Origin of the sequence: Streptomyces apricus (genome assembly GCF_008369065.1) — a bacterium.
Classification (GTDB): Bacteria; Actinomycetota; Actinomycetes; order Streptomycetales; family Streptomycetaceae; genus Streptomyces; species Streptomyces apricus.
Genome location: NZ_VDFC01000040.1, coordinates 276,470 through 299,115 on the forward strand (window position 1 = coordinate 276,470; position 22,646 = coordinate 299,115).

The 22,646-nt window shown below is 72.9% G+C and carries 21 protein-coding genes; 11 read left to right on the top strand and 10 right to left on the bottom strand.

Annotated features, from left to right (window positions below; translation table 11 throughout):
* Positions 1-86 precede the first annotated feature (86 nt).
* Both FGF04_RS14175 and FGF04_RS14180 read left to right on the top strand, forming a co-directional pair.
* A complete protein-coding gene (locus FGF04_RS14175) occupies positions 87-314 on the top strand; it encodes a DUF3107 domain-containing protein (protein WP_149511659.1) in 228 nt (75 codons plus the stop codon).
* A 235-nt stretch (positions 315-549) separates the two neighbouring features.
* Entirely contained in the window at positions 550-825 is a 276-nt protein-coding gene (locus tag FGF04_RS14180; RefSeq protein WP_149511660.1) for a hypothetical protein, read from the top strand.
* A gap of 113 nt (positions 826-938) precedes the next feature.
* Here FGF04_RS14180 and FGF04_RS14185 read toward each other — a convergent pair whose 3' ends face one another.
* Positions 939-1,676, bottom strand: a complete 738-nt coding sequence (locus tag FGF04_RS14185; protein ID WP_149511661.1) for a ferritin-like fold-containing protein — start codon at positions 1,674-1,676, stop codon at positions 939-941.
* 479 nt (positions 1,677-2,155) lie between these two features.
* Here FGF04_RS14185 and FGF04_RS14190 point away from each other — a divergent pair, with 479 nt between their 5' ends.
* Together FGF04_RS14190 and FGF04_RS14195 are read left to right on the top strand one after the other, a co-directional pair.
* Complete coding sequence (locus FGF04_RS14190) at positions 2,156-4,828, top strand: DEAD/DEAH box helicase (RefSeq protein ID WP_188114086.1); 2,673 nt, start codon at positions 2,156-2,158, stop codon at positions 4,826-4,828.
* 322 nt (positions 4,829-5,150) lie between these two features.
* Positions 5,151-6,032: an alpha/beta fold hydrolase gene (locus FGF04_RS14195; RefSeq protein WP_149511663.1), complete on the top strand. Its 882-nt coding sequence runs from the start codon at positions 5,151-5,153 to the stop codon at positions 6,030-6,032.
* A 40-nt stretch (positions 6,033-6,072) separates the two neighbouring features.
* Here the strand turns inward: FGF04_RS14195 and FGF04_RS14200 are convergent, their stop codons facing one another.
* The gene (locus tag FGF04_RS14200; RefSeq protein ID WP_149511664.1) at positions 6,073-6,987 is read right to left on the bottom strand and encodes an NYN domain-containing protein; all 915 of its coding nucleotides are present in this window, start codon (positions 6,985-6,987) and stop codon (positions 6,073-6,075) included.
* Between the two features lie 208 nt (positions 6,988-7,195).
* Between FGF04_RS14200 and FGF04_RS14205 the strand changes: the two genes are divergently transcribed.
* Positions 7,196-7,348 (top strand): hypothetical protein, encoded by a 153-nt coding sequence (locus FGF04_RS14205; RefSeq protein WP_007384531.1) that lies wholly within the window; start codon positions 7,196-7,198, stop codon positions 7,346-7,348.
* A gap of 128 nt (positions 7,349-7,476) precedes the next feature.
* Here the strand turns inward: FGF04_RS14205 and FGF04_RS14210 are convergent, their stop codons facing one another.
* The 3 genes from FGF04_RS14210 to FGF04_RS14220 form a co-directional block, all read right to left on the bottom strand.
* A complete protein-coding gene (locus FGF04_RS14210) occupies positions 7,477-8,082 on the bottom strand; it encodes a MarC family protein (RefSeq protein WP_149511665.1) in 606 nt (201 codons plus the stop codon).
* Between the two features lie 153 nt (positions 8,083-8,235).
* The gene (locus tag FGF04_RS14215) at positions 8,236-9,102 is read right to left on the bottom strand and encodes a PHP domain-containing protein (protein ID WP_149511666.1); all 867 of its coding nucleotides are present in this window, start codon (positions 9,100-9,102) and stop codon (positions 8,236-8,238) included.
* A 190-nt stretch (positions 9,103-9,292) separates the two neighbouring features.
* Entirely contained in the window at positions 9,293-9,934 is a 642-nt protein-coding gene (locus FGF04_RS14220) for a DUF6758 family protein (protein ID WP_149511667.1), read from the bottom strand.
* A gap of 229 nt (positions 9,935-10,163) precedes the next feature.
* Between FGF04_RS14220 and FGF04_RS14225 the strand changes: the two genes are divergently transcribed.
* Positions 10,164-11,417, top strand: coding sequence for an MFS transporter (locus FGF04_RS14225; RefSeq protein WP_149511668.1), 1,254 nt, complete (start codon positions 10,164-10,166; stop codon positions 11,415-11,417).
* A 123-nt stretch (positions 11,418-11,540) separates the two neighbouring features.
* Here FGF04_RS14225 and FGF04_RS14230 read toward each other — a convergent pair whose 3' ends face one another.
* On the bottom strand, positions 11,541-12,170 hold the full coding sequence (locus tag FGF04_RS14230) for a suppressor of fused domain protein (protein WP_149511669.1): 630 nt from the start codon (positions 12,168-12,170) through the stop codon (positions 11,541-11,543).
* 505 nt (positions 12,171-12,675) lie between these two features.
* Here FGF04_RS14230 and FGF04_RS14235 point away from each other — a divergent pair.
* Together FGF04_RS14235 and FGF04_RS14240 are read left to right on the top strand one after the other, a co-directional pair.
* Positions 12,676-13,785 carry a magnesium and cobalt transport protein CorA gene (locus FGF04_RS14235; RefSeq protein ID WP_149511670.1) on the top strand — a complete coding sequence of 370 codons (1,110 nt, stop codon included), beginning with the start codon at positions 12,676-12,678 and terminating at the stop codon, positions 13,783-13,785.
* Positions 13,786-14,080: 295 nt separating this feature from the next.
* Positions 14,081-14,698 (top strand): hypothetical protein, encoded by a 618-nt coding sequence (locus FGF04_RS14240; protein ID WP_235882329.1) that lies wholly within the window; start codon positions 14,081-14,083, stop codon positions 14,696-14,698.
* A gap of 206 nt (positions 14,699-14,904) precedes the next feature.
* On the opposite strand, the gene FGF04_RS14245 is transcribed toward FGF04_RS14240, so the two are convergent.
* A complete protein-coding gene (locus tag FGF04_RS14245) occupies positions 14,905-15,654 on the bottom strand; it encodes a hypothetical protein (protein ID WP_149511671.1) in 750 nt (249 codons plus the stop codon).
* Between the two features lie 267 nt (positions 15,655-15,921).
* On the opposite strand from FGF04_RS14245, the gene FGF04_RS14250 reads away from it, so the two are divergent.
* From FGF04_RS14250 to FGF04_RS14260, 3 genes are read left to right on the top strand one after another with little or no spacing between them, the layout of a single operon-like run.
* Positions 15,922-17,241, top strand: a complete 1,320-nt coding sequence (locus FGF04_RS14250; protein WP_149511672.1) for a magnesium transporter MgtE N-terminal domain-containing protein — start codon at positions 15,922-15,924, stop codon at positions 17,239-17,241.
* On the top strand, positions 17,231-17,827 hold the full coding sequence (locus tag FGF04_RS14255) for a DUF1003 domain-containing protein (RefSeq protein ID WP_149511673.1): 597 nt from the start codon (positions 17,231-17,233) through the stop codon (positions 17,825-17,827). Before FGF04_RS14250 ends, FGF04_RS14255 begins: the two co-directional genes overlap by 11 nt.
* Positions 17,828-17,869: 42 nt before the next feature.
* Positions 17,870-19,003 carry an Mrp/NBP35 family ATP-binding protein gene (locus tag FGF04_RS14260; protein ID WP_149511674.1) on the top strand — a complete coding sequence of 378 codons (1,134 nt, stop codon included), beginning with the start codon at positions 17,870-17,872 and terminating at the stop codon, positions 19,001-19,003.
* 158 nt (positions 19,004-19,161) lie between these two features.
* On the opposite strand, the gene FGF04_RS14265 is transcribed toward FGF04_RS14260, so the two are convergent.
* From FGF04_RS14265 to FGF04_RS14275, 3 genes are all read right to left on the bottom strand, one after another.
* Positions 19,162-19,818: a hypothetical protein gene (locus tag FGF04_RS14265; protein ID WP_149511675.1), complete on the bottom strand. Its 657-nt coding sequence runs from the start codon at positions 19,816-19,818 to the stop codon at positions 19,162-19,164.
* A gap of 316 nt (positions 19,819-20,134) precedes the next feature.
* Entirely contained in the window at positions 20,135-20,587 is a 453-nt protein-coding gene (locus FGF04_RS14270; protein ID WP_149511676.1) for a sec-independent translocase, read from the bottom strand.
* A 158-nt stretch (positions 20,588-20,745) separates the two neighbouring features.
* Positions 20,746-22,569: a trypsin-like peptidase domain-containing protein gene (locus FGF04_RS14275; protein WP_149511677.1), complete on the bottom strand. Its 1,824-nt coding sequence runs from the start codon at positions 22,567-22,569 to the stop codon at positions 20,746-20,748.
* Positions 22,570-22,646: the final 77 nt, after the last annotated feature.

Genomic DNA, 22,646 nt, shown 5'->3' on the forward strand with positions numbered 1-22,646 from the left:
GCGTGTACGTCCCCTCACCGGGCTAATGTGTGCTGCGTACGGCGCGGAGGAACGCGCACAGCAGTGACCGTCGGAGGGACATAGCCGTGGAGGTCAAGATCGGCGTGCAGCACGCGCCCCGCGAGATCGTTCTGGAGAGCGGTCAGAGTCCGGAAGAGGTCGAGCGCGCGGTGGCCGATGCCCTGGCGGGCACGTCGCAGCTGCTCAGCCTCGTGGACGACCACGGCCGCAAGGTCCTGGTCCCGGCGGACCGCCTCGCGTACGTGGAGCTCGGCGAGCCGACGACCCGCAAGGTCGGCTTCAGCGCGCTGTAGGGCGTGGCAGCAGGCGTGGGAGAGGGGTCCGGCGGCATCGGCCGCCGGGCCCCTCTCCCCTGTCCGCCGTCCGGGTCCGCCCCGGTCCGCCGTTCGGGTTGACGTACTTCGCCGCACTTCGCCGTATTTCACGGGCGGAGCACAACTCGTCCACACGGGAGGGTTGTATTCCGCAGGTCACGGGTAGGACGGGCTACGACCGAAGTGCACACAGCCGTGCGGGAGGGACCACCCAATGTTCATGGAAGCGCTCGGCTCCGCCGTCCTCGGTCTGGCCCTCGCCTGGGCGGCCGTCCACCGGCTGCCGCACCGCCTGCCGGTCCGCCGCCTCGTCCTGTCGACGGGCGTCGCGGGCGGCCTCTTCGGAGCGTTCCTGACGCACACGGCGCTGGGCTCGGTGGGCTTCCTGCCGGTGATGCTCGGCGCGGTCACGGTGGCGGCGGCCTCGATCTCCCTGCTCCTGCGCCCCGCGGGCAGACTCCACCGCCACCACCACTCGGCAGCGGCCTGATCCCCCGGGGGACAGGGCGCAGCCCGTCTCCCGGGGGGCGCGGGGAACTGCGCGACCAGCCCCCACGACCCGCAGCCGAGCACCAGGCAGGGCAGTAAAAGGGGGCAGGCGCCCTAAGCCGCCAGCCCCAAAGCAGCCATCCGCTTCGTGTGCGCCTCAGTGATCCGCGAGAACATCCGCCCCACCTCCGCGAGGTCGAACCCGTCCGCGACCCCGCCGACGAGCATCGTCGACAGCGCGTCCCGGTCGGCCACCACCCGCTGGGACTGCGACAGCGCCTCCCCCATCAGCCGCCGCGCCCACAGCGCGAGCCGCCCGCCCACCCGGGGATCGGCGTCGATGGCGGCCCGCACCTTCTCCACGGCGAACGACGCGTGCCCCGTGTCGTCCAGGACACCCAGCACGAGCTTGCGCGTGTCCGCGTCGAGCCGCGCCGCGACCTCCCGGTAGAAGTCGCTCGCGATCGAGTCGCCGACGTACGCCTTGACGAGCCCTTCCAGCCAGTCCGACGGCGCCGTCTGCTTGTGGAACCCGTCGAGGGCCGCGACGAAGGGCTCCATGGCCTGCGTCGGCTCCGCCCCGATCTCGGTCAGCCGGGCCGTGAGCTGGTCGAAGTGGTGGAACTCCGCCGAGGCCATCTTCGCGAGCGCCGCCTTGTCGCCGAGTGTCGGCGCCAGTTTGGCGTCCTCCGCGAGGCGCTCGAACGCGGCCAGCTCCCCGTACGCCAGCGCTCCGATCAGATCCACGACCGCGGCACGGTACTGGGGGTCGACGGAGGCCTGGGCCCAGTCCTGGGCGGCGACTCCGGTGGGTTCGGCGGGGGCGTCGGAAGAGTTGGCAGACGTCGTCATGAAGCGCACAATAGCCCGCCCGCCGCACGGCGGAAGGCCCTGGTGAATCAGTGTGACGACGACTACGTGACCAAATCGGCCATCGCATATGCGCGGATCCGGGGTATGGTGGTAATGCGCCCGCTGAGTCGATCTACGTCACTCGACGGGCCGCATGAATGAGGATGCCCGGTCGGTGGCCCGATCGGCTCCGACCCGACAGCCCTCCTCGCCCGTACGGCACGATGCGTACGGCATCCGGAGGGACCCTCAGCGGTACGAACGCTCGAGCGTCGGCAGTGGTCCCGCGCCACCCGGCCCGCTCCCCAGGAGCGGCTGTCGTCCCCGGCACGGTCCCCGACACGACCCCCGCGCTCGCCTCGCACCGCGTACACAGAAGAGGCAGCACCCTGACTACTTTCCGAGACCTCGGGATCCTTCCCGAGACGGCCGAGGCCCTCGAAGCCGTCGGCATCACGAGTCCCTTCCCCATCCAGGAGATGACGCTCCCCGTCGCCCTCGCGGGCAACGACGTCATCGGCCAGGCCAAGACCGGCACCGGCAAGACGCTGGGCTTCGGCCTCCCCCTCCTCGAACGCGTCACCGTCCCCGCGGACGTCGAGGCGGGCCGGGCGCAGCCCGAGCAGCTCACCGACGCCCCGCAGGCCCTCGTCGTCGTCCCGACGCGCGAGCTGTGCACCCAGGTCACCAACGACCTGCTGACGGCGGGCAAGGTCCGCAACGTCCGCGTCCTCGCCATCTACGGCGGCCGGGCGTACGAGCCGCAGGTCGAGGCCCTCAAGAAGGGCATCGACGTCGTCGTCGGCACCCCGGGCCGGCTGCTCGACCTCGCGGGCCAGAAGAAGCTCAACCTCAAGCACGTGCGCGCCCTCGTCCTCGACGAGGCCGACGAGATGCTCGACCTGGGCTTCCTGCCCGACGTCGAGAAGATCATGAACATGCTGCCGGTGCGCCGCCAGACGATGCTGTTCTCGGCCACCATGCCGGGCGCGGTCATCGGCCTCGCGCGCCGCTACATGTCGCAGCCCACGCACATCCGCGCCGCGGAGCCCGACGACGTCGGCGCGACGGTCGCGAACACCAAGCAGCACATCTACCGCGCGCACAACATGGACAAGCCGGAGATGGTCGCGCGGATACTGCAGGCCGACGGCCGCGGTCTCGCGATGGTCTTCTGCCGCACGAAGCGGACGGCGGCCGACCTCGCCGACCAGCTGCAGCAGCGCGGCTTCGCCTCCGGCGCGGTCCACGGCGACCTCGGCCAGGGCGCCCGCGAGCAGGCGCTGCGCGCGTTCCGCAACGGCAAGGTCGACGTGCTCGTCTGCACCGACGTGGCCGCGCGCGGCATCGACGTCGAGGGCGTCACGCACGTCATCAACTACCAGTCCCCCGAGGACGAGAAGACGTACCTGCACCGCATCGGCCGTACGGGCCGCGCGGGCGCCAAGGGCATCGCGATCACCCTCGTCGACTGGGACGACATCCCGCGCTGGCAGCTCATCAACAAGGCGCTGAACCTCGGCTTCAACGACCCGCCGGAGACGTACTCCACGTCCCCGCACCTCTTCGAGGAGCTGAGCATCCCGGCGGGCACCAAGGGCGTGCTGCCGCGTTCCGAGCGCACCCGTGCCGGTCTGTCGGCCGAGGTCGTCGAGGACCTCGGCGAGACCGGCGGGCGGGGCGCCCGCGGTGGTGGCCGCGGTGGCCGTTCGGCGGCTCCGGCCGCCGACCGCGATCGTGACCGCGACCGCGACCGTGACCGTGACCGTGAGCGGTCGGCGCGCACGCCGCGCCGCCGCCGTCGTACGCGCAACGGCACCGCGCTCGACGCCGCCGAGCCGCAGACCGCGGCGCAGGCGCCTGCGCAGGCCCCGTCCGAGAGCGCGGCGCCGGCTGCGGCCGCCGAGCCGCGCACCCCGCGCCGCCGTCGCCGTACGCGGGCCGGGGGCGCCTTCTCCGAGGAGGCCGCCACCGCGGTCGCCGCGTCCGAGGGCAGCGTCGTCGAGGCCCCCGTCGTCGAGGTCACCGCCCCCGCGCCCGTACCGGCCACCGAGCCGGTGACGGACACGGAGGCCAGGCCGCGGCGCCGGCGCTCGCGCCGTTCCGCGGAGGCCGCGCAGCCCGTGGTGGTCGTCGTCGAGGAGGCCCCGTCGGCCGAACCGGCCGGGCCGAGCGAGGTGGCCGGGGCCGTCGAGGTCGCGGAAGCCGTCGTGACCAAGCCGCGCCGCCGCACCCGCAAGGCCGCACCGGCCGAGACCGCGGTGGACACCGCCGAGGGCACGGCCGTCGTGGTCCCTGAGGTCGCGCAGGTCCCGGAAGCCGTGGATGTCGTGGAGACCAAGCCGCGCCGCCGGACCCGCAAGACCGCGGTCGCCCCTGAGGTAGCCGAAGCCGTGGTGGACGCCGTCGTCGACCCGGTCGAGGCCGTCGAGGCCAAGCCCCGCCGCACCCGCAAGACCGCGGCCAAGGCCACGGATGCTGCCGAGGCGGTCCTGGACACCGCCGAGGCCGTCGAGGCGAAGCCGCGCCGCCGGACCCGCAAGGCAGCGGCCGCTCCCGAGGCCGCCGAGGTCACCGCGGTCGCCGAGGCCGGTATCCCGGCGCAGGCGACCGAGGAGCCCGAGGCCAAGCCGCGCCGCCGCACCCGCAAGACGGCCGAGACGGTTCCCGCCGCCGCGGTCGCCCCGGTGGAGGAGGCGTCTGCCGCGCAGGTCGCGCCGCGTCGCCGTACGCGCAAGGCCACCGCGCCCGCGGAGACCGCGGTGGACACCGCCGAGGGCGCGACGGTCGAGGCGCCCTCGGACGCCGCTCCCGCCAAGCCGCGCCGCACCCGCAAGGTCGCGGCGCCGGCCGAGGGCGCGCAGAGCGCGGTGGACACGGCCGAGGGGACGGAGGCGAAGCCCCGCCGCCGTACCCGCAAGGTCGCGGTCGCCGAGGCCGGCATCCCGGCCCAGGCCGGCGAGGCCGCGGCGGACACCGCCGAGGCTCCGGCCAAGCCGCGCCGCACGCGCAAGACGGCCGCCAAGGCCACGACCGCGGAAGCGGCCGTGGACGCGGTGGCGGACGCGGGCGCCGCCGAGGCCGCCCCGAAGGCCGCGCCGCGCCGCCGTGCACGCAAGACGGCAGCGCCCGCCGAGCCCACGGAGGGCTGAGTTCCGAACGCCGACGGCCCGGTCCCCCTGAGGGGGGCCGGGCCGTCGGCGTTCCCGACACAGCCCGACATGGCACGGCGTCGTCCGGGCCTACGCGGCCCGGACGACGCGGCCCAGCGCGACACGACCCGGTGCGGCCCGGTCCGGTCCGGTCCAGCACGGCACGGCACGGCGCAGTCCGGTCAGGCACTCCGCCGCGGACCGGTCCCGCACAGTCCCCCGCGGCGCGGTCCCGCACGGTCCGGCGCAGCGCCGTCCGGCACAACCCGGCGGGACGCCGCCCGGTCTGCGGACCATCCGGCTCCCCGGATAGCCTCGTGCCATGAGCAGGCCCGCCACCTTCGTCCCGCCCTCCGGGGCCCGCGCGTACCGCCTCCGTACCGCGCGCGGGGAGTTCGCCGTCATCGACGCGGGCAGCGCCGTGAAGGGGACCGCGCTGCTGCTGCCCGGGTTCACCGGCAGCAAGGAGGACTTCATCTCGCTGCACGAACCCCTGGCCGCGGCCGGCTACCGGACCGTCGCGGTGGACGGCCGGGGTCAGTACGAGACACCGGGTCCCCATGATGACGAAACGCCTTACACGCAGGGCGAGTTGGCGCAGGACGTGCTCGCGCAGCTCGGCGCGCTCGCCGACGGCCCCGAGGACCGCTTCCACCTCGTGGGCCATTCGTTCGGCGGCCAGGTCGCCCGGGCGGCCGTCCTGCGGGAACCGGCCCGCTTCCGTTCGCTCACCCTCGTCTCGTCCGGGCCCGCGGAGATCTCCGCCTCCCAGCAGCAGCGGGTCAAGCTGCTGCGGGACGCGCTCGCCGTGATGGACATGGCGCAGGTCTGGGAGGCGATCCGGGCGCTGGACGACCCGCCGGAGGACGCCGAGGGCGAGCTGGACGCCGGCCTGGACGACCTGGAGGTCCTGCGGCGGCGCTGGCTCGGCAACAGCCCGGCCCAGCTCACCGCGGCGGGCCGGCAGCTGTGCGAGGAGCCCGACCGCGTGCCCGACCTGGCGGCCCTGCGGCTGCCGGTGCACGTCCTGTCGGGCGAGAGCGACGACACCTGGCCGGTGCCGCTCCTCGACGACATGGCCGTACGCCTCGGAGCGCACCGCACGATCGTGCGCGGCGCCGAGCACTCGCCCAACACCGACCGCCCCGAGCGGACGGCCGAGGCGCTGGCCGCCTTCTGGGACCGGGTCGAGGCACAGGGCTGAGCGCGAAAGGCCAGTGCGGCGCGGGGCTGAGCGCGGAAGGCTAGTACTGGCCCTGCAGGTGCTCCCAGAAGCCGTCCCGCAGGGCCCGCCGCAGATCGGCCTGGCCCCGCAGCGAGTACTGCAGCAGCCCCTCGGACTCCACGAGCAGCTCCTGGTCGACGGGGCCGGGCAGGTACGGGTGGCCGGGCAGCAGCTCGGCCAGTGACTCCCGCCCCCGCTCGGCCAGCCACTTCGCGGCGATCCGGGCGCCCACGAAGCGCACGTCCTCCCGGGCCGGCCTGGTCACCGCCGACGTGTCGTACGGGGCGCCGACGCGCCGGACCACGTACGGCTTGAAGAACTCCAGGTCGAAGGTGCGCTGGCTGTCGACCTCCCAGAGCAGCGGCTCCGCCTGGTTGCGGCCCTCGGGCGCCTCGATCCCCCAGAGGTGGACCCGGGCCCCGTACCCCTGCGCCGCCTCGACCGCCGAGACGAGGTCCTCGTCGCCGCCGATGAGCGCCGCGTCGCTGATGGCGCGGTGCCGGGCCAGGGACTCCAGGTCGGAACGGATCAGGGAGTCGACGCCCTTCTGCTGGTTGTTGGCGTTGAGGTTGCCCAGCCGGACCTTGACGTCGGGCAGCTCGGCGATGGTCTGCTGCTCCGCGGTGTGGATGCGGCGCCGCGCCCCGTCGTACCAGTAGACGCGCAGCAGCCTGCTGTCCGCGAAGATCGTGCGCGCCCGGTCGATGAGCGCGTCGATGAGCCCTTCGGCGTCCAGCTCGAAGGCCCGGCGGTCCTCCGTCCCGGCGACGAGCCGGCCGGCGGCCGCGTAGAGGTAGCCCGCGTCGACGAAGATCGCGTGGGTCGACGGCGTCTTCGCCACCTCGGCGAGCATGCGCTGGAGCAGCTCGTTCGTGCGGTCGATGCGCGCACCGAGGGAGGCGAGGTCGTCGGTCTCCGCGAAGTCGTCATTCATAGGGGTCCCATTGTCGCAGTACGTCACCGTGTGGACACGGCAGGTATGGATACTCGCAAGTAATTAGACGTTCGAAAGTTTTCTTTAGCGTAGGGAATGTTCGTAACAAACATCCCGTTGACTCCTGTGGGAAGGCGGACGAAGACGCTCCGCCCCCGCCCACCAGTAGTTCTCCTCCAGGAGGATGACCAGACGAAGGGAGAAGCCCATGCGCTTCGAAATCATGCGACTCGACGACGTCGACGGCACGCCCGTGGACAGCACCGTCGTGGACGCCGCCTCCGTCAATCGGATCGTTCAGCAGGCCGCCGCCATCGGGCAGCGCCTCTGGATCCGCCCGGCCGACACCTCCGCCTCATAACAGCGGCAGCAGTTCGTCCGACACTCTTCGGGACCCCCGCCGGCACGATGCCGGCGGGGGTTCCGCGCTTTCCTTACCCGGTCCTCGGTCCCCGGCCCCCGGCCCCCGGGTTCCGCACCCGGCGTGCTTCAACCGCCCCGCACGACCTGGGTGACGCCGTTGATGATCTGCTGCACGGCGATCGCGGAGAGCATCATGCCCGCGAGCCGGGTCACCAGCACGACGCCGCCGTCCTTGATGACACGGATGATCAGCAGCGAGTACCGCATCACGACCCAGAGCACGAGGTGGATGGCGAGGATCGCCGCCCACACCGACACCTGGTGCGCCACGCTGTCGGCCTTCTGCACGGCCAGGATGACGGAGACGATCGCGCCGGGGCCGGCGAGCAGGGGCATGCCCAGCGGTACGAGGGCGACGTTGACGTCCTTCGTCTGCTTGGGCTCGTCCGTCTTGCCCGTGAGCAGGTCGAGCGCGATGAGCAGGAGCAGCAGACCGCCGGCGATCATCAGGGCCGGGACCGAGACGTGCAGGTAGTCCAGGATCCGGTGCCCGAGCAGTCCGAAGACGGTGATGACGCCGCCGGCCACGCAGACGGCCTGGAAGGCCATCCGCCGCTGGACCTTGGCCGGGCGTCCGGAGGTCAGGGCGAGGAAGATCGGGGTGATCCCCGGGGGGTCCATGATGACGAAGAGCGTGAGGAAGAGGGAGCCGAAGACGGCGAGGTCGAACATGAGCGGTTTGGCCTTGCGGGTGTTGAGGACGGGGGTGGGGGTCGTGAAGTGGCTGCGGGTGCGTCGTGGCTGGTCGCGCAGTTCCCCGCGCCCCTTGAAGGCGCCCTTCGGGCGCGCTTCAGGGACGTCGCGTCCGGAGAGGCGGACCGAGCGTTACGCGGTCGGTGTGCCGCCCGCGCCCGGGACGGGGAACGCGCCCGTCGCCCGGCGGGTGATCTCGCCGTAGATCTCGGGGTCCGTGGTGTACTCGCCGAGCTCGCACGCCTTGCGGCTGCCGTGGTAGTCGCTGGAGCCGGTCGTCAGCAGGCCCAGCTCGGCGGCGAGGCCGCGCAGCCGGGCGCGGGTCGCCGCGTCGTGGTCCATGTGGTCGACCTCGATGCCGTCGAGACCGGCCGCGGCCAGCTCCGCGATCGCGGACTCCGGCACGGTCCTGCCCCGCTTGGCGGCGGCGGGGTGCGCGAAGACGGTCACCCCGCCCGCGGCCTTGACCAGCCGGATCACCTCGAAGGGGTCCGACTCGTGCTTCTGGACGTGCGCCCGGCCGCCGTCGGCGAGCCACTGGGTCGTGAACGCGTCCGAGACGGTCTCCACCACGCCCAGTTCGACCAGCGCGGTCGCGATGTGCGGCCGCCCGACGGACCCGCCGGCCGCGATCCGCGCCACCTGCTCCCACGTGATGGGCACGCCCAGTTCCCGGAGGCTGCGGATCATCGCCTGGGCGCGCGGCACCCGGTCGTCGCGCACGAGCTCGCGCTCGCGCAACAGGTCCGGCTCCTCGGGGTCGAAGAGGTACGCCAGCATGTGCAGGCCCACGCCGTCCAGGCGGCAGGACAGCTCGGCGCCGGTCACGAGCGTCAGCCCGGCGGGCACGGCCGCGACGGCTTCGGCGTATCCGCGGGTGGTGTCGTGGTCCGTCAGCGCGGCGACGTCGAGACCGGCCGCCGCGGCGTTGCGCACCAGCTCGGCCGGGGTGTCCGTACCGTCGGAGGCCCGGGAGTGGCAGTGCAGATCGATGCGCACGAGCGGACTCCAGACACGAGCGGGACGGTGGAACGGCGAGGCGGACGACGGAGCGGCGGAACCAGAAGAACGGGAGGAACCGCTCAAGGATAACGGGGCCGGGGACTGGTCCTGTCACACCCGCGGGGCGGGGGCACCCCCTACAACAGCCCCGAAGCGGCCCGTCCGCCCCTCCGGGGACCGGCGGAGCCTACGGTTCCAGGATGCGCGGCGACAGCGCCCCGCACGGCAGCAGGTCCGACTCGGCGCCGGCGTCCCGCAGATCGGTCAGCACCAGGTCGTCGTACATCAGCAGCCCCGACTGCTCGGGCCACACGACGGCCCACAGCCACAGTCCGCGGGCCTCGCCCGCGAAGACGGCCCGGTCGTCGGGCGCCCCGGGGACGTGCCACAGGGGCGTCGGCCGGCCCGCGGCCAGCACCTTCGCCTCGGCGGGCTTGTCGACGTCCATGTACGGTCCGGGGTCGAGCCCCTCGATGCCCGCGTACCGCGCGCCCAGGCCCACGCCCAGCTCCTCGGCGACCAGCATCAGCTCGCCCATGCCGCCCAGCGGCCCGGGTCCGGTGCAGGCCACCGCCGTGGCGCGACCGCCGCTGCGGTCGTCACCGGCGAACGCCGCGCCCGTGAAGAGCCAGCCGACCGGCAGCGGCCAGGGCATCCACACCGGCACGCGGGCCCGGTGCACGACCACGTCGAGGGCTTCGACGCTGGGTGGGAGCACGGGCTGCAGCGGGTGCACGACGCCGTGCACATCGCACTGCCAGGAGTCGGCAAAGAGGCCGGGAGCCCTGACCCGGCCACCACACTTCGGGCAACTGGGTTCGCCCCTCATAAGGCACAACGGTCCTCCCCGTACTTCGCCGCGTCAAGGACGATCACCCGTCCGGCGCCGCCCGTCACCTCTTCGCCACGGCCCCTCACCCCTCTTCGTCACAGCCCTCACCACGGAAAACTAGATGTAGCTTGCATTCATTAGCCGATCTAACTTATTATATGTATAAGCCAACCATCTACGGCCGTCCCTCCACGGCCGCCTTCACGAGCAGCACGAAGGAGCAGGCATGCAGCACAGCACGGGAGGTCCCGCCGAAGGGGACACCTTCGACGCGGGGGCCACGAGCCTCCTGCGTCAGCCGAAGGCGGTCTGGGCGACCGCCGGGGCATCCGTCGTCGCCTTCATGGGCATCGGCCTCGTCGACCCGATCCTGCCGTCCATCGCCAAGGGCCTGGACGCCACCGCCGGCCAGGTCTCCCTGCTCTTCACCTCGTACTTCCTGATCACCGCCCTCGCGATGCTGGTCACCGGCTTCGTCTCCAGCCGCATCGGCGGCCGGCGCACGCTGCTCCTCGGCCTCGCGCTCGTGGTGGTCTTCGCCGGGCTGTCCGGCACCTCCGGCTCGGTCGGCGAGCTGGTCGGCTTCCGGGCCGGCTGGGGACTGGGCAACGCCCTCTTCGTCTCCACCGCCCTCGCCGTCATCGTCGGCGCCGCGGCCGGCGGCAGCGCGGCGGCGATCCTGCTGTACGAGTCCGCCCTGGGCCTCGGCATGGCCTGCGGACCCCTGCTGGGCGCGCTGCTCGGCGACGCCAGCTGGCGCTACCCGTTCTTCGGCACCGCCTTCCTGATGGCGGTCGGCTTCCTGTGCATCACGCTGTTCCTGAAGGAGCAGCCGAAGCCGGCCCGCAGGACCGGCCTGCTCGACCCCCTCAAGGCGCTCGGCCACGGCGGTCTCGCCTCGGTGGCGGCCTCGGCCTTCTTCTACAACTACACGTTCTTCACCGTGCTGGCCTTCACCCCGTTCGTGCTGGACATGAGCCCCTACCGCAGCGGCGCGGTCTTCTTCGCCTGGGGTGTGCTGCTCGCGGTGTTCTCGGTGCTGGTGGCGCCCCGCCTGCAGGCCCGCTTCGGTTCGCTGAAGGTGCTCGGCGGGTCGCTGGTGCTGCTCGCGGCCGACGTGCTCGTCCTCGGGTACGGCAGCCACACCACGGCCGTCGTCTGCACGGTCCTGTCGGGCGCGCTGATCGGCGTGAACAACACCGTCTACACGGAGCTGGCGCTCGGCGTGTCGGACGCGCCGCGCCCGGTGGCGAGTGCGGGCTACAACTTCGTCCGCTGGTTCGCGGCGGCCGCGGCCCCGTTCTTCGCGCCGCGGATCGAGGAGTGGACCGACGTCCACGTCCCGTTCGTGGTCGCGGCGGTCACGGCGGCGCTGGGCGCGCTCGTGGTCCTCGTGCGCCGGGACGCCCTCACGCACGAGGCGGAGCAGCTGGAGGAGCGGCACGCCGCCGAGGACGGCGTCACCGTCTTCGCGAACTGAGGTCCTGAAGGCCTGAGGTGCGGCGCGGAGGCGGCCGGGTCCCGCCCGGGAGAAGTGTGACGTTGGCAACTGGCCGCCGGCGGTCGGCCGTTGGGGAACGGACGGCCGCGCCACCGGGACCGGTCAGTCCAGGGAGACGGACCTGCGTGCGGGATCGCGCAGGTCCGTTCCGCTCATGAGCCAGCGTTCCTGGAGGGCCCCCGCGCCGTGCACCCGCTTCCACGCGGCCTCGTTCGGCGTCATGGGGAGCAGCGGCAGGAACCGTACGGGGTCCAGGGGCGCGTCGAGTTCGAGGTCCTCGACCAGGCCGCCCGGCTCGGCGACCAGGACCGAGGTGAACGGGGCGCCGGGCCACAGCGGTTCGCCCACGTCGAGCGAGGCGCCCGGAGCCACCACCAACCCCTCGACCTGCGGGGACGCGGCCAGCACGGCGAGCGGGCGGAGCACCTTGTCGGTGTCGGCGGCGCCGGCCCGTACCGACAGGACCAGCTCGGCGCGCGGGCCCGCGACCGGGTCGGCGACGACGGCCGTGGGGTCCGCCATGGGGTGGGCCGACATGCCGAGCGTGGCGTAGCGGACGACCCCCGCACCGGCTCCGCCGGCCGTGTCGGCGGCCGCACCGGCGGCGTCCCGGCCGGTGAAGCGGAGCACCTCGATGCGGTCGGTGCCGAGGAAGGTGACCGCGGCGCGCGCGTCCGGTTCGCCCAGCGCGGTACGCAACCGGGCCTCCACCAGAGGAAGAACATCTGCCATGCGCCGAGCATAGAACTCGTCAGTAGCGGGCAAAGCGAGGGCTTGACACTTCAGTCGGCTGATAACCTGGGCCGCCGGTCGGGGCAGCACGCAGCAGCGTCGCTCCCGAGCCCCGGCCCGCGTCTCGACGCATGAGACTCCCCTACGGGGGATGGACCTCCCCCACGGGGGACCGGCCGGAGGAGGTGGGGCTCCATGGATCGAAGTCGACCAGGCAGTACCACCCGCTCTTCCGGCTGCTGAGTCCCTCTCAGCTTCCCGAGCTCACGCTCTCCTGGCTGCCACCTCTCGCACTCGCGTCACGGCCGTCCGGCGTACGACGGAAGAGCACTTCGTTTTTCCTGATCTGTCTGAATTTTTCTGATCTGTATCAGTAGCGAGGCCACCACCGTGACGGTGCGGTGCTCCCCGCTTTGTGGACGTGCCAAACATTCTTGGTCAGGACGTCCCCATTCCGGGCAGTTCCAGCCGTCGTCGGCGGGCTTCGTTCGCGAAGGAGCCAGCCATGTCGATGATCAACAACCTGCGTGCCGCGGTCCGTCCCTCCCTGCGCAAGGACGGCGGCGCGTACGACACCACCCGGTCGCCCGCGGAGAGCTCGGCCGTCGTGGACTGCGCGGTCTACCGCGACGGCGTCCGCCTCCCCTCGGACGACAGCCTCACGCCGCGGGCGGCGATCCGTCAGGTGCGGCGCGACGGAGGGTTCGCCTGGATCGGCCTGCACGAGCCCACGGAGGACGAATTCTCCGGCGTGGCAGCCGAGTTCGGGCTGCACCCGCTGGCCGTCGAGGACGCCGTCCACGCCCACCAGCGCCCCAAGCTGGAGCGCTACGACGACACCCTCTTCGCCGTCTTCAAGACCATCCACTACGTCGAGCACGACGAACTCACCGCCACCAGCGAGGTCGTGGAGACCGGCGAGGTGATGTGCTTCACCGGGCGGGACTTCTTCATCACCGTCCGGCACGGCGGGCAGGGCTCGCTGCGGGCGCTGCGGCACCGGCTGCAGGACGACCCGGAGCTGCTCGCCAAGGGCCCCTCCGCCGTGCTGCACTCCATCGCCGACCACGTCGTGGACGGGTACATCGCGGTGGCGGACGCCCTGCAGGACGACATCGACGACGTGGAGACCGAGGTGTTCTCGCCCGGCCGCCGGGGCGGGGTGTCGCGCGGCGTCGACTCGGCCCGGATCTACCAGCTGAAGCGGGAGATCCTGGAGTTCAAGCGCGCGGTGTCGCCGCTGATGCGGCCCATGCAGCTGCTGAGCGAGCGGCCGATGCGGCTGGTGGACCCCGACATCCAGAAGTACTTCCGGGACGTCGCCGACCACCTGGCGCGGGTCCAGGAGCAGGTCGTCGGCTTCGACGAACTGCTGAACTCGATCCTGCAGGCCAACCTCGCGCAGGCGTCCGTCGCGCAGAACGAGGACATGCGCAAGATCACCTCGTGGGCCGCAATCATCGCCGTGCCGACGATGGTGTGCGGGGTGTACGGCATGAACTTCGAGCACATGCCGGAGCTGCACTGGCGGTACGGGTACCCGGTGATCATGGGCATCACGGTGGCCCTCTGCCTCGGCATCCACCGGACCCTGAAGCGCAACGGCTGGCTCTGAAGGGACCGGCCGCCGCCTAGGGCCTGTCTGACAATTCCCGTCGTCGCCCGCAGGGCGGCCTCGCGGCGTCAGGTGCGTGCTCTGGGGGTCCCCCCGGCCGGAGGCTGGGGGAGTGCCGGGCGTAGAGCCTCGTACTGGACGTACTCGGCTCTGCGCCCGGTGCGGCGAGAGGGGCCCCCGGCCGGAGGCTGGGGGAGCGTGCATGGCGTCGCGCGGCTGGGGGCACCTCCCGGCCGAAGGCTGGGGGAGGGAATTGTCAGACAGGCCCTAGCCGGGCCCGGCTAGGCTGGCCGGCATGACGGATCAGGCCAGCCCCCCGAGCCCCTCTTCGGCGCCCGCCCCGATGGAGCGGGCCCTGGTCGAGGAGGCCACCAAGAAGTCCGGGCTCATCTGGGTGCGGGGCGATTCCGTGCCGACGCTGGATCCCGGGGAGCCGGCCGCGCCGGCCCGCGCGCTGTGGCACGTGTGGCACGACGGGGCGGTGTACGTGGTCGGGGACGGGCCCGGTGAGCAGCCGCTGACGGGGCTCGTGGACGGGCGCGGGGCGGAGGTCACCGTCCGCAGCAAGGACAAGGGCGGGCGGCTCGTCTCCTGGTCCGCGGCGGTCGTGGAGCTGACGGCGGGGTCCGAGGCGTGGGAGGCGGCGGTCGGCGAGCTGAAGGGCAAGCGGCTGAACGCGCCCGACGGCGAGGCGATGACGGAGCGGTGGGGGCGGGAGTGCCGGGTCCTTCGGCTGACGCCGACGGGGGGGGGGCGGGAGTGCCGGGTCCTTCGGCTGAAGCCGACGGGGGTGGCCGCGGGGCTGCCGGACGGGTCGCTGGCGGCGGCGCCGATGGCTACGCCGGCGACTACGCGGCAGCCGGTGCCGGCGGCGGTGCCGCGGCTGCTCTTCCGGCGCCGGGGGCGCCGGTAGGCGCCGGGCGCTCCGCGGGTCCGTGGTCGGCTGCGGCCCGGTGGGGGCTGATCGCGCAGTTCCCCGCGCCCCTGAAAGACGGGGCTGCGCCCCGGTCTTTCATCGGGGGCGGTAGCCCCTGCCTTTAAGGGGCGCGGGGAACTGCGCGGCCCACCCCCACCGGGTCCGCAGATGACATGGGGCGTTGCCCGCCGGGAGGCGTCCCGTCAGGAGGTCGGGAGTTGTTGGCCGTAGTCGACCGTCTCGTCCTTCTCCGGGGCCTTCAGGGCGAAGTCCTTGCCCCAGTCCGTCAGGCGGATCGTCCCCGCGTCGCCCGCGCGGACCAGCAGGAGCGGGTACGGCCGGCCCTCCAGGGAGACGTCGATCTGCCCGCCGGCGCCCTCGTCGCCGGTGAGCCGGATGGTGCGGGTCCCGTTCAGCTTGTGGTGGCCGTCCGTCGCCAGCTTCCCCTGCAGGCCGAGCAGCCCGTCGAGCAGGACGTCCTTGTCGGTGAACACACTGAGCTGCCGGTACGCGGGGTCCCCCTTCGGCACCTTCACGTACATGCCCTCCAGCTTGTCCGCCGCCGTCGTGTCGGACGTGCTGTCGTCGTCCGCGCCGTCCTGGTGGGTCCAGAAGTCCGCGTCCGCCTTGAGGAACAGGTGGTCGTCGACCCGCAGCAGCTGGAAGGTCGCGTCCTTCGAGGTGACCGACCCGGTGCCGCCGTTCTCCTTGAGCTGCATGTCCAGCTTGTAGGTGCGTTTGTTGCTGACCACCGCCCCGGACAGCCGTACCGCCGCGGCGCCCTCCGCGGCCGACCGGGTCTTGCTCTGGATCTTCGCGGGGGGCAGTTTCCCGACCCCGTTGGTCCCCGCGTCCGGGTCCTCGCCGCTGCACCCCGTCACCCCCGCGCCCGCCACGACCAGCGCGCACACGGCCCTCGCCAACACGGCCCTACCGGTACGTCCCCGGCGCATCGCAGTCACAGGTGGCGCTGCCTCTCGTGCGGTTGTCCTCCACGGCGTACCGCAGCGTACCGGGGTCCGCCACGCCGTTCGGAGCCAGTCCGTCCGCAGCGCTCACCAGGGCGTATCCGACCGGGACGGGCTAGCCTGAAGCCCACCCCGGCGGACATGAGGCGCCAAAGCACCCCGTAGCGTGGCCCCGGCCGGACACGCGCCCGAACCCGTGTCCGCAGATGTACTCACACGTCCGTGCACACGTACCGGGAAGGAGGCGCCGGGATGGCGGCAGGCGCCCCCAGGATCTTCGTCTCGCACCTCGCCGGCATCGCCGTCTTCGACCCCAGCGGCGACCAGGTGGGACGCGTACGCGACCTGGTCGCGATCATGCGCGTCGGACGGCGGCCGCCGCGGCTGGTCGGCCTCGTCGTCGAACTGTCCACCCGCCGCCGGATCTTCCTGCCCATGACCCGGGTGACGGGCGTCGAGTCCGGCCAGGTCATCACGACCGGCGTGCTGAACGTGCGCCGCTTCGAGCAGCGCCCCACCGAACGGCTCGTGCTCGGCGAGCTCCTGGACCGGCGCGTGACCCTCGTCGAGACCGGCGAGGAGGCGACCGTCCTGGACGTCTCCGTCCAGCAGCTGCCGGCCCGCCGCGACTGGGAGATCGACCGGGTCTTCGTGCGCAAGGGCCGGACGGGCGGCGCGTTCCGGCGGGCCCGGGGCGAGACGCTGACCGTCGAGTGGTCGGCCGTCACCGGGTTCTCGCTGGAGGAGCACGGCCAGGGCGCCGAGAACCTGCTCGCCACCTTCGAGCAGCTGCGCCCCGCCGACCTCGCGAACGTCCTGCACCACCTCTCCGCGAAGCGCCGCGCCGAGGTCGCGGCGGCCCTGGACGACGACCGGCTCGCCGACGTCCTGGAGGAGCTCCCGGAGGACGACCAGATCGAGATCCTCGGCAAGCTCCAGGAGGAGCGCGCCGCGGACGTCCTGGAGGCCATGGACCCCGACGACGCGGCCGACCTGCTGGGCGAGCTGCCGGAGGACGACAAGGAGCGCCTGCTGGCGCTGATGCGCCCGGGCGACGCCGCGGACGTACGGCGGCTGATGTCGTACGAGGAGCGCACCGCGGGCGGTCTGATGACGACCGAGCCGATCGTGCTGCGGCCCGACTCGACCGTCGCGGACGCGCTCGCCCGGGTGCGCAACGCCGACCTCTCCCCCGCGCTGGCCGCCCAGGTGTACGTGTGCCGGCCGCCCGACGAGACGCCCACCGGCAAGTACCTCGGCACGGTCCACTTCCAGCGGCTGCTGCGCGACCCGCCGTACACGCTCGTGGGCTCGATGATCGACGACGACCTGCGGCCGCTGGACCCGGAGGCCGTGCTGCCCGTCGTGGCCGGTTTCTTCGCGACGTACGACATGGTCGCGGCGCCCGTCGTCGACGAGAGCGGCTCGCTGCTCGGCGCGGTCACCGTGGACGACGTCCTCGACCACATGCTGCCCGAGGACTGGCGGGAGAAGGAGTTCCACCTGGACGGGGAGGCCGCCGGCCGTGACGAGGGGTACGACGTGACCGAGGAGGCCGCCGATGGCTCCTGAGCGCGAGCGCGAGACCCGTGAGCGGGCCTCCGCCGGGACGGGCGCCCGGGCACGGCTGCGCCTCGACCAGCCGCAGCCGCCGCGGCGCCGCCTGCTGCCCGAGTACGACCCGGAGGCCTTCGGGCGGCTGTCCGAGCGGATCGCGCGGTTCCTGGGCACCGGTCGGTTCATCGTCTGGATGACGGTCGTCATCATCATGTGGGTGGTGTGGAACGTGTCGGCGCCGCGCGAGCTGCGCTTCGACAACTACCCCTTCATCTTCCTGACCCTGATGCTCTCGCTGCAGGCCTCGTACGCCGCACCGCTGATCCTGCTCGCGCAGAACCGGCAGGACGACCGCGACAAGGTCAACCTCGAACAGGACCGCAAGCAGAACGAGCGGTCCATCGCGGACACCGAGTACCTGACGCGGGAGATCGCCGCGCTGCGCATGGGCCTGGGCGAGGTCGCCACCCGGGACTGGATCCGTTCCGAGCTGGAGGACCTGCTCAAGGAGCTGGAGGCCCGGCGCGCGGACGGGCTGGGCGAGGGCCGGGTCGTATTCCCGGCGGAACACCCGCGGGGGCGTGACGTAGACGACCGGTGACGGGGCTCTCGGCCCCCGGCCCCGGCGCCGTACCATCGACCCATGGTTACGGAAGACGCGGTGCGCGAAGCGCTGGCGACGGTGAACGACCCCGAGATCCAGCGGCCCATCACCGAGCTGGGGATGGTCAAATCGGTGGAGATCGGCGCGGACGGCGCGGTCGCGGTGGCGGTGTACCTGACCGTCTCCGGATGCCCCATGCGCGACACCATCACGAAGAACGTCACCGAGGCGGTCTCGCGCGTCGGGGGCGTCACGCGGGTCGACGTCACGCTGGACGTGATGAGCGACGAGCAGCGCAAGGACCTGGCGTCCGCGCTGCGCGGCGGGCAGGCCGAGCGCGAGGTGCCCTTCGCCAAGCCGGGCTCGCTCACGCGCGTGTACGCGGTGGCGTCCGGCAAGGGCGGCGTGGGCAAGTCGTCCGTGACGGTCAACCTCGCGGCGGCGATGGCCGCGGACGGTCTGAAGGTCGGCGTCGTGGACGCCGACATCTACGGCCACTCGGTGCCGCGCATGCTCGGCGCGGACGGCAAACCGACCCAGGTCGAGAACATGATCATGCCGCCGTCCGCGAACGGGGTGAAGGTCATCTCGATCGGCATGTTCACCCCGGGCAACTCGGCCGTCGTGTGGCGCGGTCCGATGCTCCACCGGGCCCTGCAGCAGTTCCTCGCGGACGTCTTCTGGGGCGACCTGGACGTGCTGCTCCTGGACCTGCCGCCGGGGACGGGCGACATCGCGATCTCGGTCGCGCAGCTCGTACCGAACGCGGAGATCCTGGTCGTCACGACGCCGCAGCAGGCCGCCGCGGAGGTGGCGGAGCGGGCCGGGTCGATCGCCGTGCAGACGCACCAGAAGATCGTCGGCGTGGTCGAGAACATGGCGGGGCTGCCGTGTCCGCACTGCGGGGAGATGGTGGACGTCTTCGGCACGGGCGGTGGGCAGTCGGTCGCGGACGGGCTGACCCGGACGATCGGGGCGAGCGTCCCGGTGCTCGGGTCGATCCCGATCGACGTGCGGCTGCGGGAGGGCGGGGACGACGGCAGGCCGGTCGTGCTCAGCAACCCCGACTCGCCGGCGGGTGCGGCGCTGCGCGCCATCGCCGGCAAGCTGGGCGGTCGCCAGCGGGGCCTCTCCGGCATGTCACTGGGCATCACCCCCCGCAACAAGTTCTGACCGCCGGACCTACACCTGCGGGTGCGTGGGGGTTACTCGCGCAGTTCCCCGCGCCCCTGGGTACCTAGGGGCGCGGGGAACTGCGCGCTCAGCCCCCACCGGCCGGCAGCCGATGCTCCGGCCGGCGGTCACGGTGTCCTCTCCGGTGCGGCCCGCCGCTAGGCGTACGCGCTGATGTCCTTGATCATCGCGAAAGCCAGACCGTACGCACTCATCCCCCGCCCGTACGCCCCCACGTGAACCCCTTCCTGCGTGGACCCCGCGAGCACCCAGCCGAACTCGGACTCCCGGTAGTGGAACGGCGTCGGCACCCCGTCCACGGGGAGGGACAGCTGCGACCAGTCCTCCCCGGTGAGGTCGTCCGCGAGGACCCACGCCGTCTCGGTCTGCTGGTCGAGCCAGTCGTCGCGCAGGGTGTGGTCCATCTGCCCGGGCCACGTGAAGGACAGCAGCCCCACCCCCGCGAGCCACGCCGCGGAGGACACCGAGGTGGCCTCCAGCAGCCCCGTACCGTCGGCACTGCGCCGCACCGGGTTCGCCGCGACGGTCACCACGACCGCGAACCGCTCCTTGTCCTCGGTGGACTCGGCCCGTACCGACGGCTCGTCGCCGTGCCCGATCGAGCCGTGCTCGACGGCCCCGTCGGCCGAGGCACCCACCTGCATCAGCCAGCGCGGCCCCGTGAAGGCCTCGTCGAGGCCGTACCACGGGAAGGGCGCCAGCAGGTAGCCGTCGACCGTACGCCGGGCGGAGGGGAGCTGTTGTCCACCCTCCGCAGCCGGCGCCTGCGCGCCCACCCGACTTGTCGTCTCCATTGCCCGGACGCCTCCTCGCTCTCGTCGGACCGGGTGGCCCGCCCCCCTTCGGGCGTCCTTCCGGTCCGCACAACAACTAGGCAGGATAGCCACAGCTGTGCGGCGGCCCGGGAAACCGGTCGGCACATGGCTCACATACGCACCGGATACGGCGCATCCCGAACCTGCGGAACCCAAGCGGCGTACGGGGCGACGGACGGCGTCGAACGGAATCGAAGCGCGTTCCGGACGGCGGGCGCGCCGCCGGGCCCGGACACTGGCCGGACGCAGCCTGGACGCGGCCCGGACCGGACGCGGCCCGGGCGGCCCGGTGGGCTCAGGTGGCGTCCGCGTCGAAGGGCGGGCGCTCGTCCGGCGCGAGCTTCTCGCGCTTCTTCGTCATGTCGACGGTGCCGCCGGCGGAGACCGCCGGGGAGGACGAGGAAGAGGAGGAGGACGTGTCGGCGTCCCGGCCGTGCACGGCGTCCGTGACCTCGGCCATCTCCTTCTTCAGGTCGAAGCCGTTGCGGATCTCCTTGAGCCCCAGCTCGTCGTTGTCCAGCTGCTTGCGGATGAACGTCTTGGGGTTGAGGTCCTCGAACTCGAAGTCCTTGAACTCCGGGCCCAGCTCCTCACGGATGTCCGCCTTGGCACTCTCCGAGAAGTCGCGGATCTTGCGGATGGTCCGCGTGACGTCCTGGATCATCTTCGGGAGCTTGTCCGGACCGAAGACGAGCACGGCGAGGACGATGATCGTCACCAGCTCTAGGGGTCCTATGTCGTTGAACACCTTGCAGCTCCTTGCGATGTCCTCGGTGCTCGGCAGGTCGTTCCGTGGTCCGGGCCGGGTCCACGGTACCCGCCGATCCCGCCCGACCGGTACTGCCCGGGGCCCCCGGACCGCGTGTACACGTGGGGTTCTCCGAGATGTACGCCCCGGCGGCCGCGTCAGTCGCCGTCCGCGGAGCCGAGTACGAGGGTGACCTTCCGCTCCTTCCCGTCGCGCTCCAGCGTCAGCTCCAGCCGGTCGCCGGGCCGGTGCGCGCGGGTCTTGACGATGAGCTCCTCACCGGAGTGCACGCGCTGACCGTCGACCTCGGTGATGACGTCGCCGGCCCTGATGCCGGCGTCGGCGCCGGGGCCGCCCCGGTTGACCGGCGGGCCGCCGTCGTTGCCCTTGGTGCCGACCCGGGCGCCGTCGCCGGCGTACTCCATGTCGAGCGTCACGCCGATCACCGGGTGCGTCGCCCTGCCGGTGTTGATGAGCTCCTCGGCGACGCGCTTGCCCTGGTTGATGGGGATGGCGAAGCCCAGGCCGATCGAGCCGGACTGGCCGCCCTCCAGGTCGGAGCCGCTGCCGGCCGAGCGGATGGCGCTGTTGATGCCGATGACGCGGGCCTTGGAGTCGACCAGGGGACCGCCGGAGTTGCCGGGGTTGATCGGGGCGTCCGTCTGCAGCGCGTCCACGTAGGAGATGTCGCTGCCGTCGCCCTCCTCGCCGCCCGCCGTGATGGGGCGCTCCTTGGCGCTGATGATGCCCGCGGTGACGGTGTTCTCCAGGTCGAAGGGGGCGCCGATGGCGACGACGGGGTCGCCGACCTGGACGTTGTCGGAGTTGCCCAGGGAGAGCGGCTTGAGGCCGCTGACGCCCTTGACCCGGACCACGGCGAGGTCGTAGCCGCTGTCGTGGCCCACCACCTCCGCCTCGGCCGTCTCGCCGCCGCTGAAGGTCACCGATATCTCGCCGTTGCCGCCGGCCGGGTCGACGACGTGGTTGTTGGTGAGGATGTGGCCGCGCCGGTCGAGCACGAAGCCCGTGCCGGTGCCCTGCGCGTCGGAGCCGCTGACGTGCAGGGTGACCACGCTCGGCAGCGCGCTGGCCGCGATGCCCGCCACGCTGTCCGCCGCCCGTCCCCGGTCCTCCACCCCGGCCTGCGGGAGCTCGATGTCGTCGATGCCGCCGTTGCGCTCCAGGTAGGCGCCCATGGCCCCGCCGACGCCGCCGGACGCGAGCGCGAGCAGGAGGGCGCCGAGGACCAGGGCGCTCCTGGTACGGCCCCGGCGGCTGCCCGGCGACTCGGCGGCGCCCCCGTTGTGCTGGAAGGGAGCGGCGGCCCAGGGGTCGTAGTTCTGCCAGGGGCCGCGGGGAGCGGCGTCCGCGCCCGGCGGCACCCCGTCGCCCGGCACGCCCGGCACGTGCCCGTACGGCTCCGGGGCGGCCCCCTGCGGGGCCTGTGCCCGCGGTTCGGGGACCTGCGGGACGGTGACCGGCTGCGGGGCAGTGGCCGGCTGCGGGGCGGGCGCCCGCGGGACGTGGGCCTCCTGGCCGAGCGGCCCCGAAGCCGTCGTGGCCGGTGCGGCCGTCGTGGCTGATCCGGCTGGTCCGGCCGGTGCGGTGGCGGGCCCGGGCGGGGCGTCTCCCGTCGCCGTCCCGTGCGCCGGGGTGCCGGGGTGCTGGACGGGTGGCGCGGGCGCCCAGGGGCCGGGACCGCCGTAGGGCGGGGTGCCGTAGGGGTCCGGGTCGTGCAGGGGCTTCGGCCGCTCACCGGGAGCGGGGGCACCCGCCCCGCCGTCCGCCTCCTGCGGCGCCCGGCGGACGCCCGCGCCCGCCGGTTTCTCCAGCTCGAAGTCGCCGTCGGCGCCGTCCATGCCACCCCCGTGGAACCCACTCGTGCCGTCCTGCCCGGGAACCGGCTCCACCGCAGCGGCATCCGGCACGTGGGTCCGCGGCCGGCTCCACCACTTCGGCTTCGTGGGCTTCCCCTCGTCCATGCTCTCCCCACACCTGACCCGCGGCACGGAACGTGGGCGGTCGCCGCGGTTCGTCGACCTCCGCGCCCTGATCCCTG

Coding starts and splice junctions, on each gene's coding strand:
- FGF04_RS14185 (WP_149511661.1), bottom strand. CDS start 1,676: ATGACGACGTCTGCCAACTCTTCCGACGCCCCCGCCGAACCCACCGGA.
- FGF04_RS14240 (WP_235882329.1), top strand. CDS start 14,081: ATGACGGATCAGGCCAGCCCCCCGAGCCCCTCTTCGGCGCCCGCCCCG.
- FGF04_RS14260 (WP_149511674.1), top strand. CDS start 17,870: ATGGTTACGGAAGACGCGGTGCGCGAAGCGCTGGCGACGGTGAACGAC.
- FGF04_RS14225 (WP_149511668.1), top strand. CDS start 10,164: ATGCAGCACAGCACGGGAGGTCCCGCCGAAGGGGACACCTTCGACGCG.
- FGF04_RS14205 (WP_007384531.1), top strand. CDS start 7,196: ATGCGCTTCGAAATCATGCGACTCGACGACGTCGACGGCACGCCCGTG.
- FGF04_RS14245 (WP_149511671.1), bottom strand. CDS start 15,654: ATGCGCCGGGGACGTACCGGTAGGGCCGTGTTGGCGAGGGCCGTGTGC.
- FGF04_RS14255 (WP_149511673.1), top strand. CDS start 17,231: ATGGCTCCTGAGCGCGAGCGCGAGACCCGTGAGCGGGCCTCCGCCGGG.
- FGF04_RS14210 (WP_149511665.1), bottom strand. CDS start 8,082: ATGTTCGACCTCGCCGTCTTCGGCTCCCTCTTCCTCACGCTCTTCGTC.
- FGF04_RS14220 (WP_149511667.1), bottom strand. CDS start 9,934: ATGAGGGGCGAACCCAGTTGCCCGAAGTGTGGTGGCCGGGTCAGGGCT.
- FGF04_RS14275 (WP_149511677.1), bottom strand. CDS start 22,569: ATGGACGAGGGGAAGCCCACGAAGCCGAAGTGGTGGAGCCGGCCGCGG.
- FGF04_RS14250 (WP_149511672.1), top strand. CDS start 15,922: ATGGCGGCAGGCGCCCCCAGGATCTTCGTCTCGCACCTCGCCGGCATC.
- FGF04_RS14180 (WP_149511660.1), top strand. CDS start 550: ATGTTCATGGAAGCGCTCGGCTCCGCCGTCCTCGGTCTGGCCCTCGCC.
- FGF04_RS14200 (WP_149511664.1), bottom strand. CDS start 6,987: ATGAATGACGACTTCGCGGAGACCGACGACCTCGCCTCCCTCGGTGCG.
- FGF04_RS14190 (WP_188114086.1), top strand. CDS start 2,156: ATGACGCTCCCCGTCGCCCTCGCGGGCAACGACGTCATCGGCCAGGCC.
- FGF04_RS14230 (WP_149511669.1), bottom strand. CDS start 12,170: ATGGCAGATGTTCTTCCTCTGGTGGAGGCCCGGTTGCGTACCGCGCTG.
- FGF04_RS14265 (WP_149511675.1), bottom strand. CDS start 19,818: ATGGAGACGACAAGTCGGGTGGGCGCGCAGGCGCCGGCTGCGGAGGGT.
- FGF04_RS14235 (WP_149511670.1), top strand. CDS start 12,676: ATGTCGATGATCAACAACCTGCGTGCCGCGGTCCGTCCCTCCCTGCGC.
- FGF04_RS14195 (WP_149511663.1), top strand. CDS start 5,151: ATGAGCAGGCCCGCCACCTTCGTCCCGCCCTCCGGGGCCCGCGCGTAC.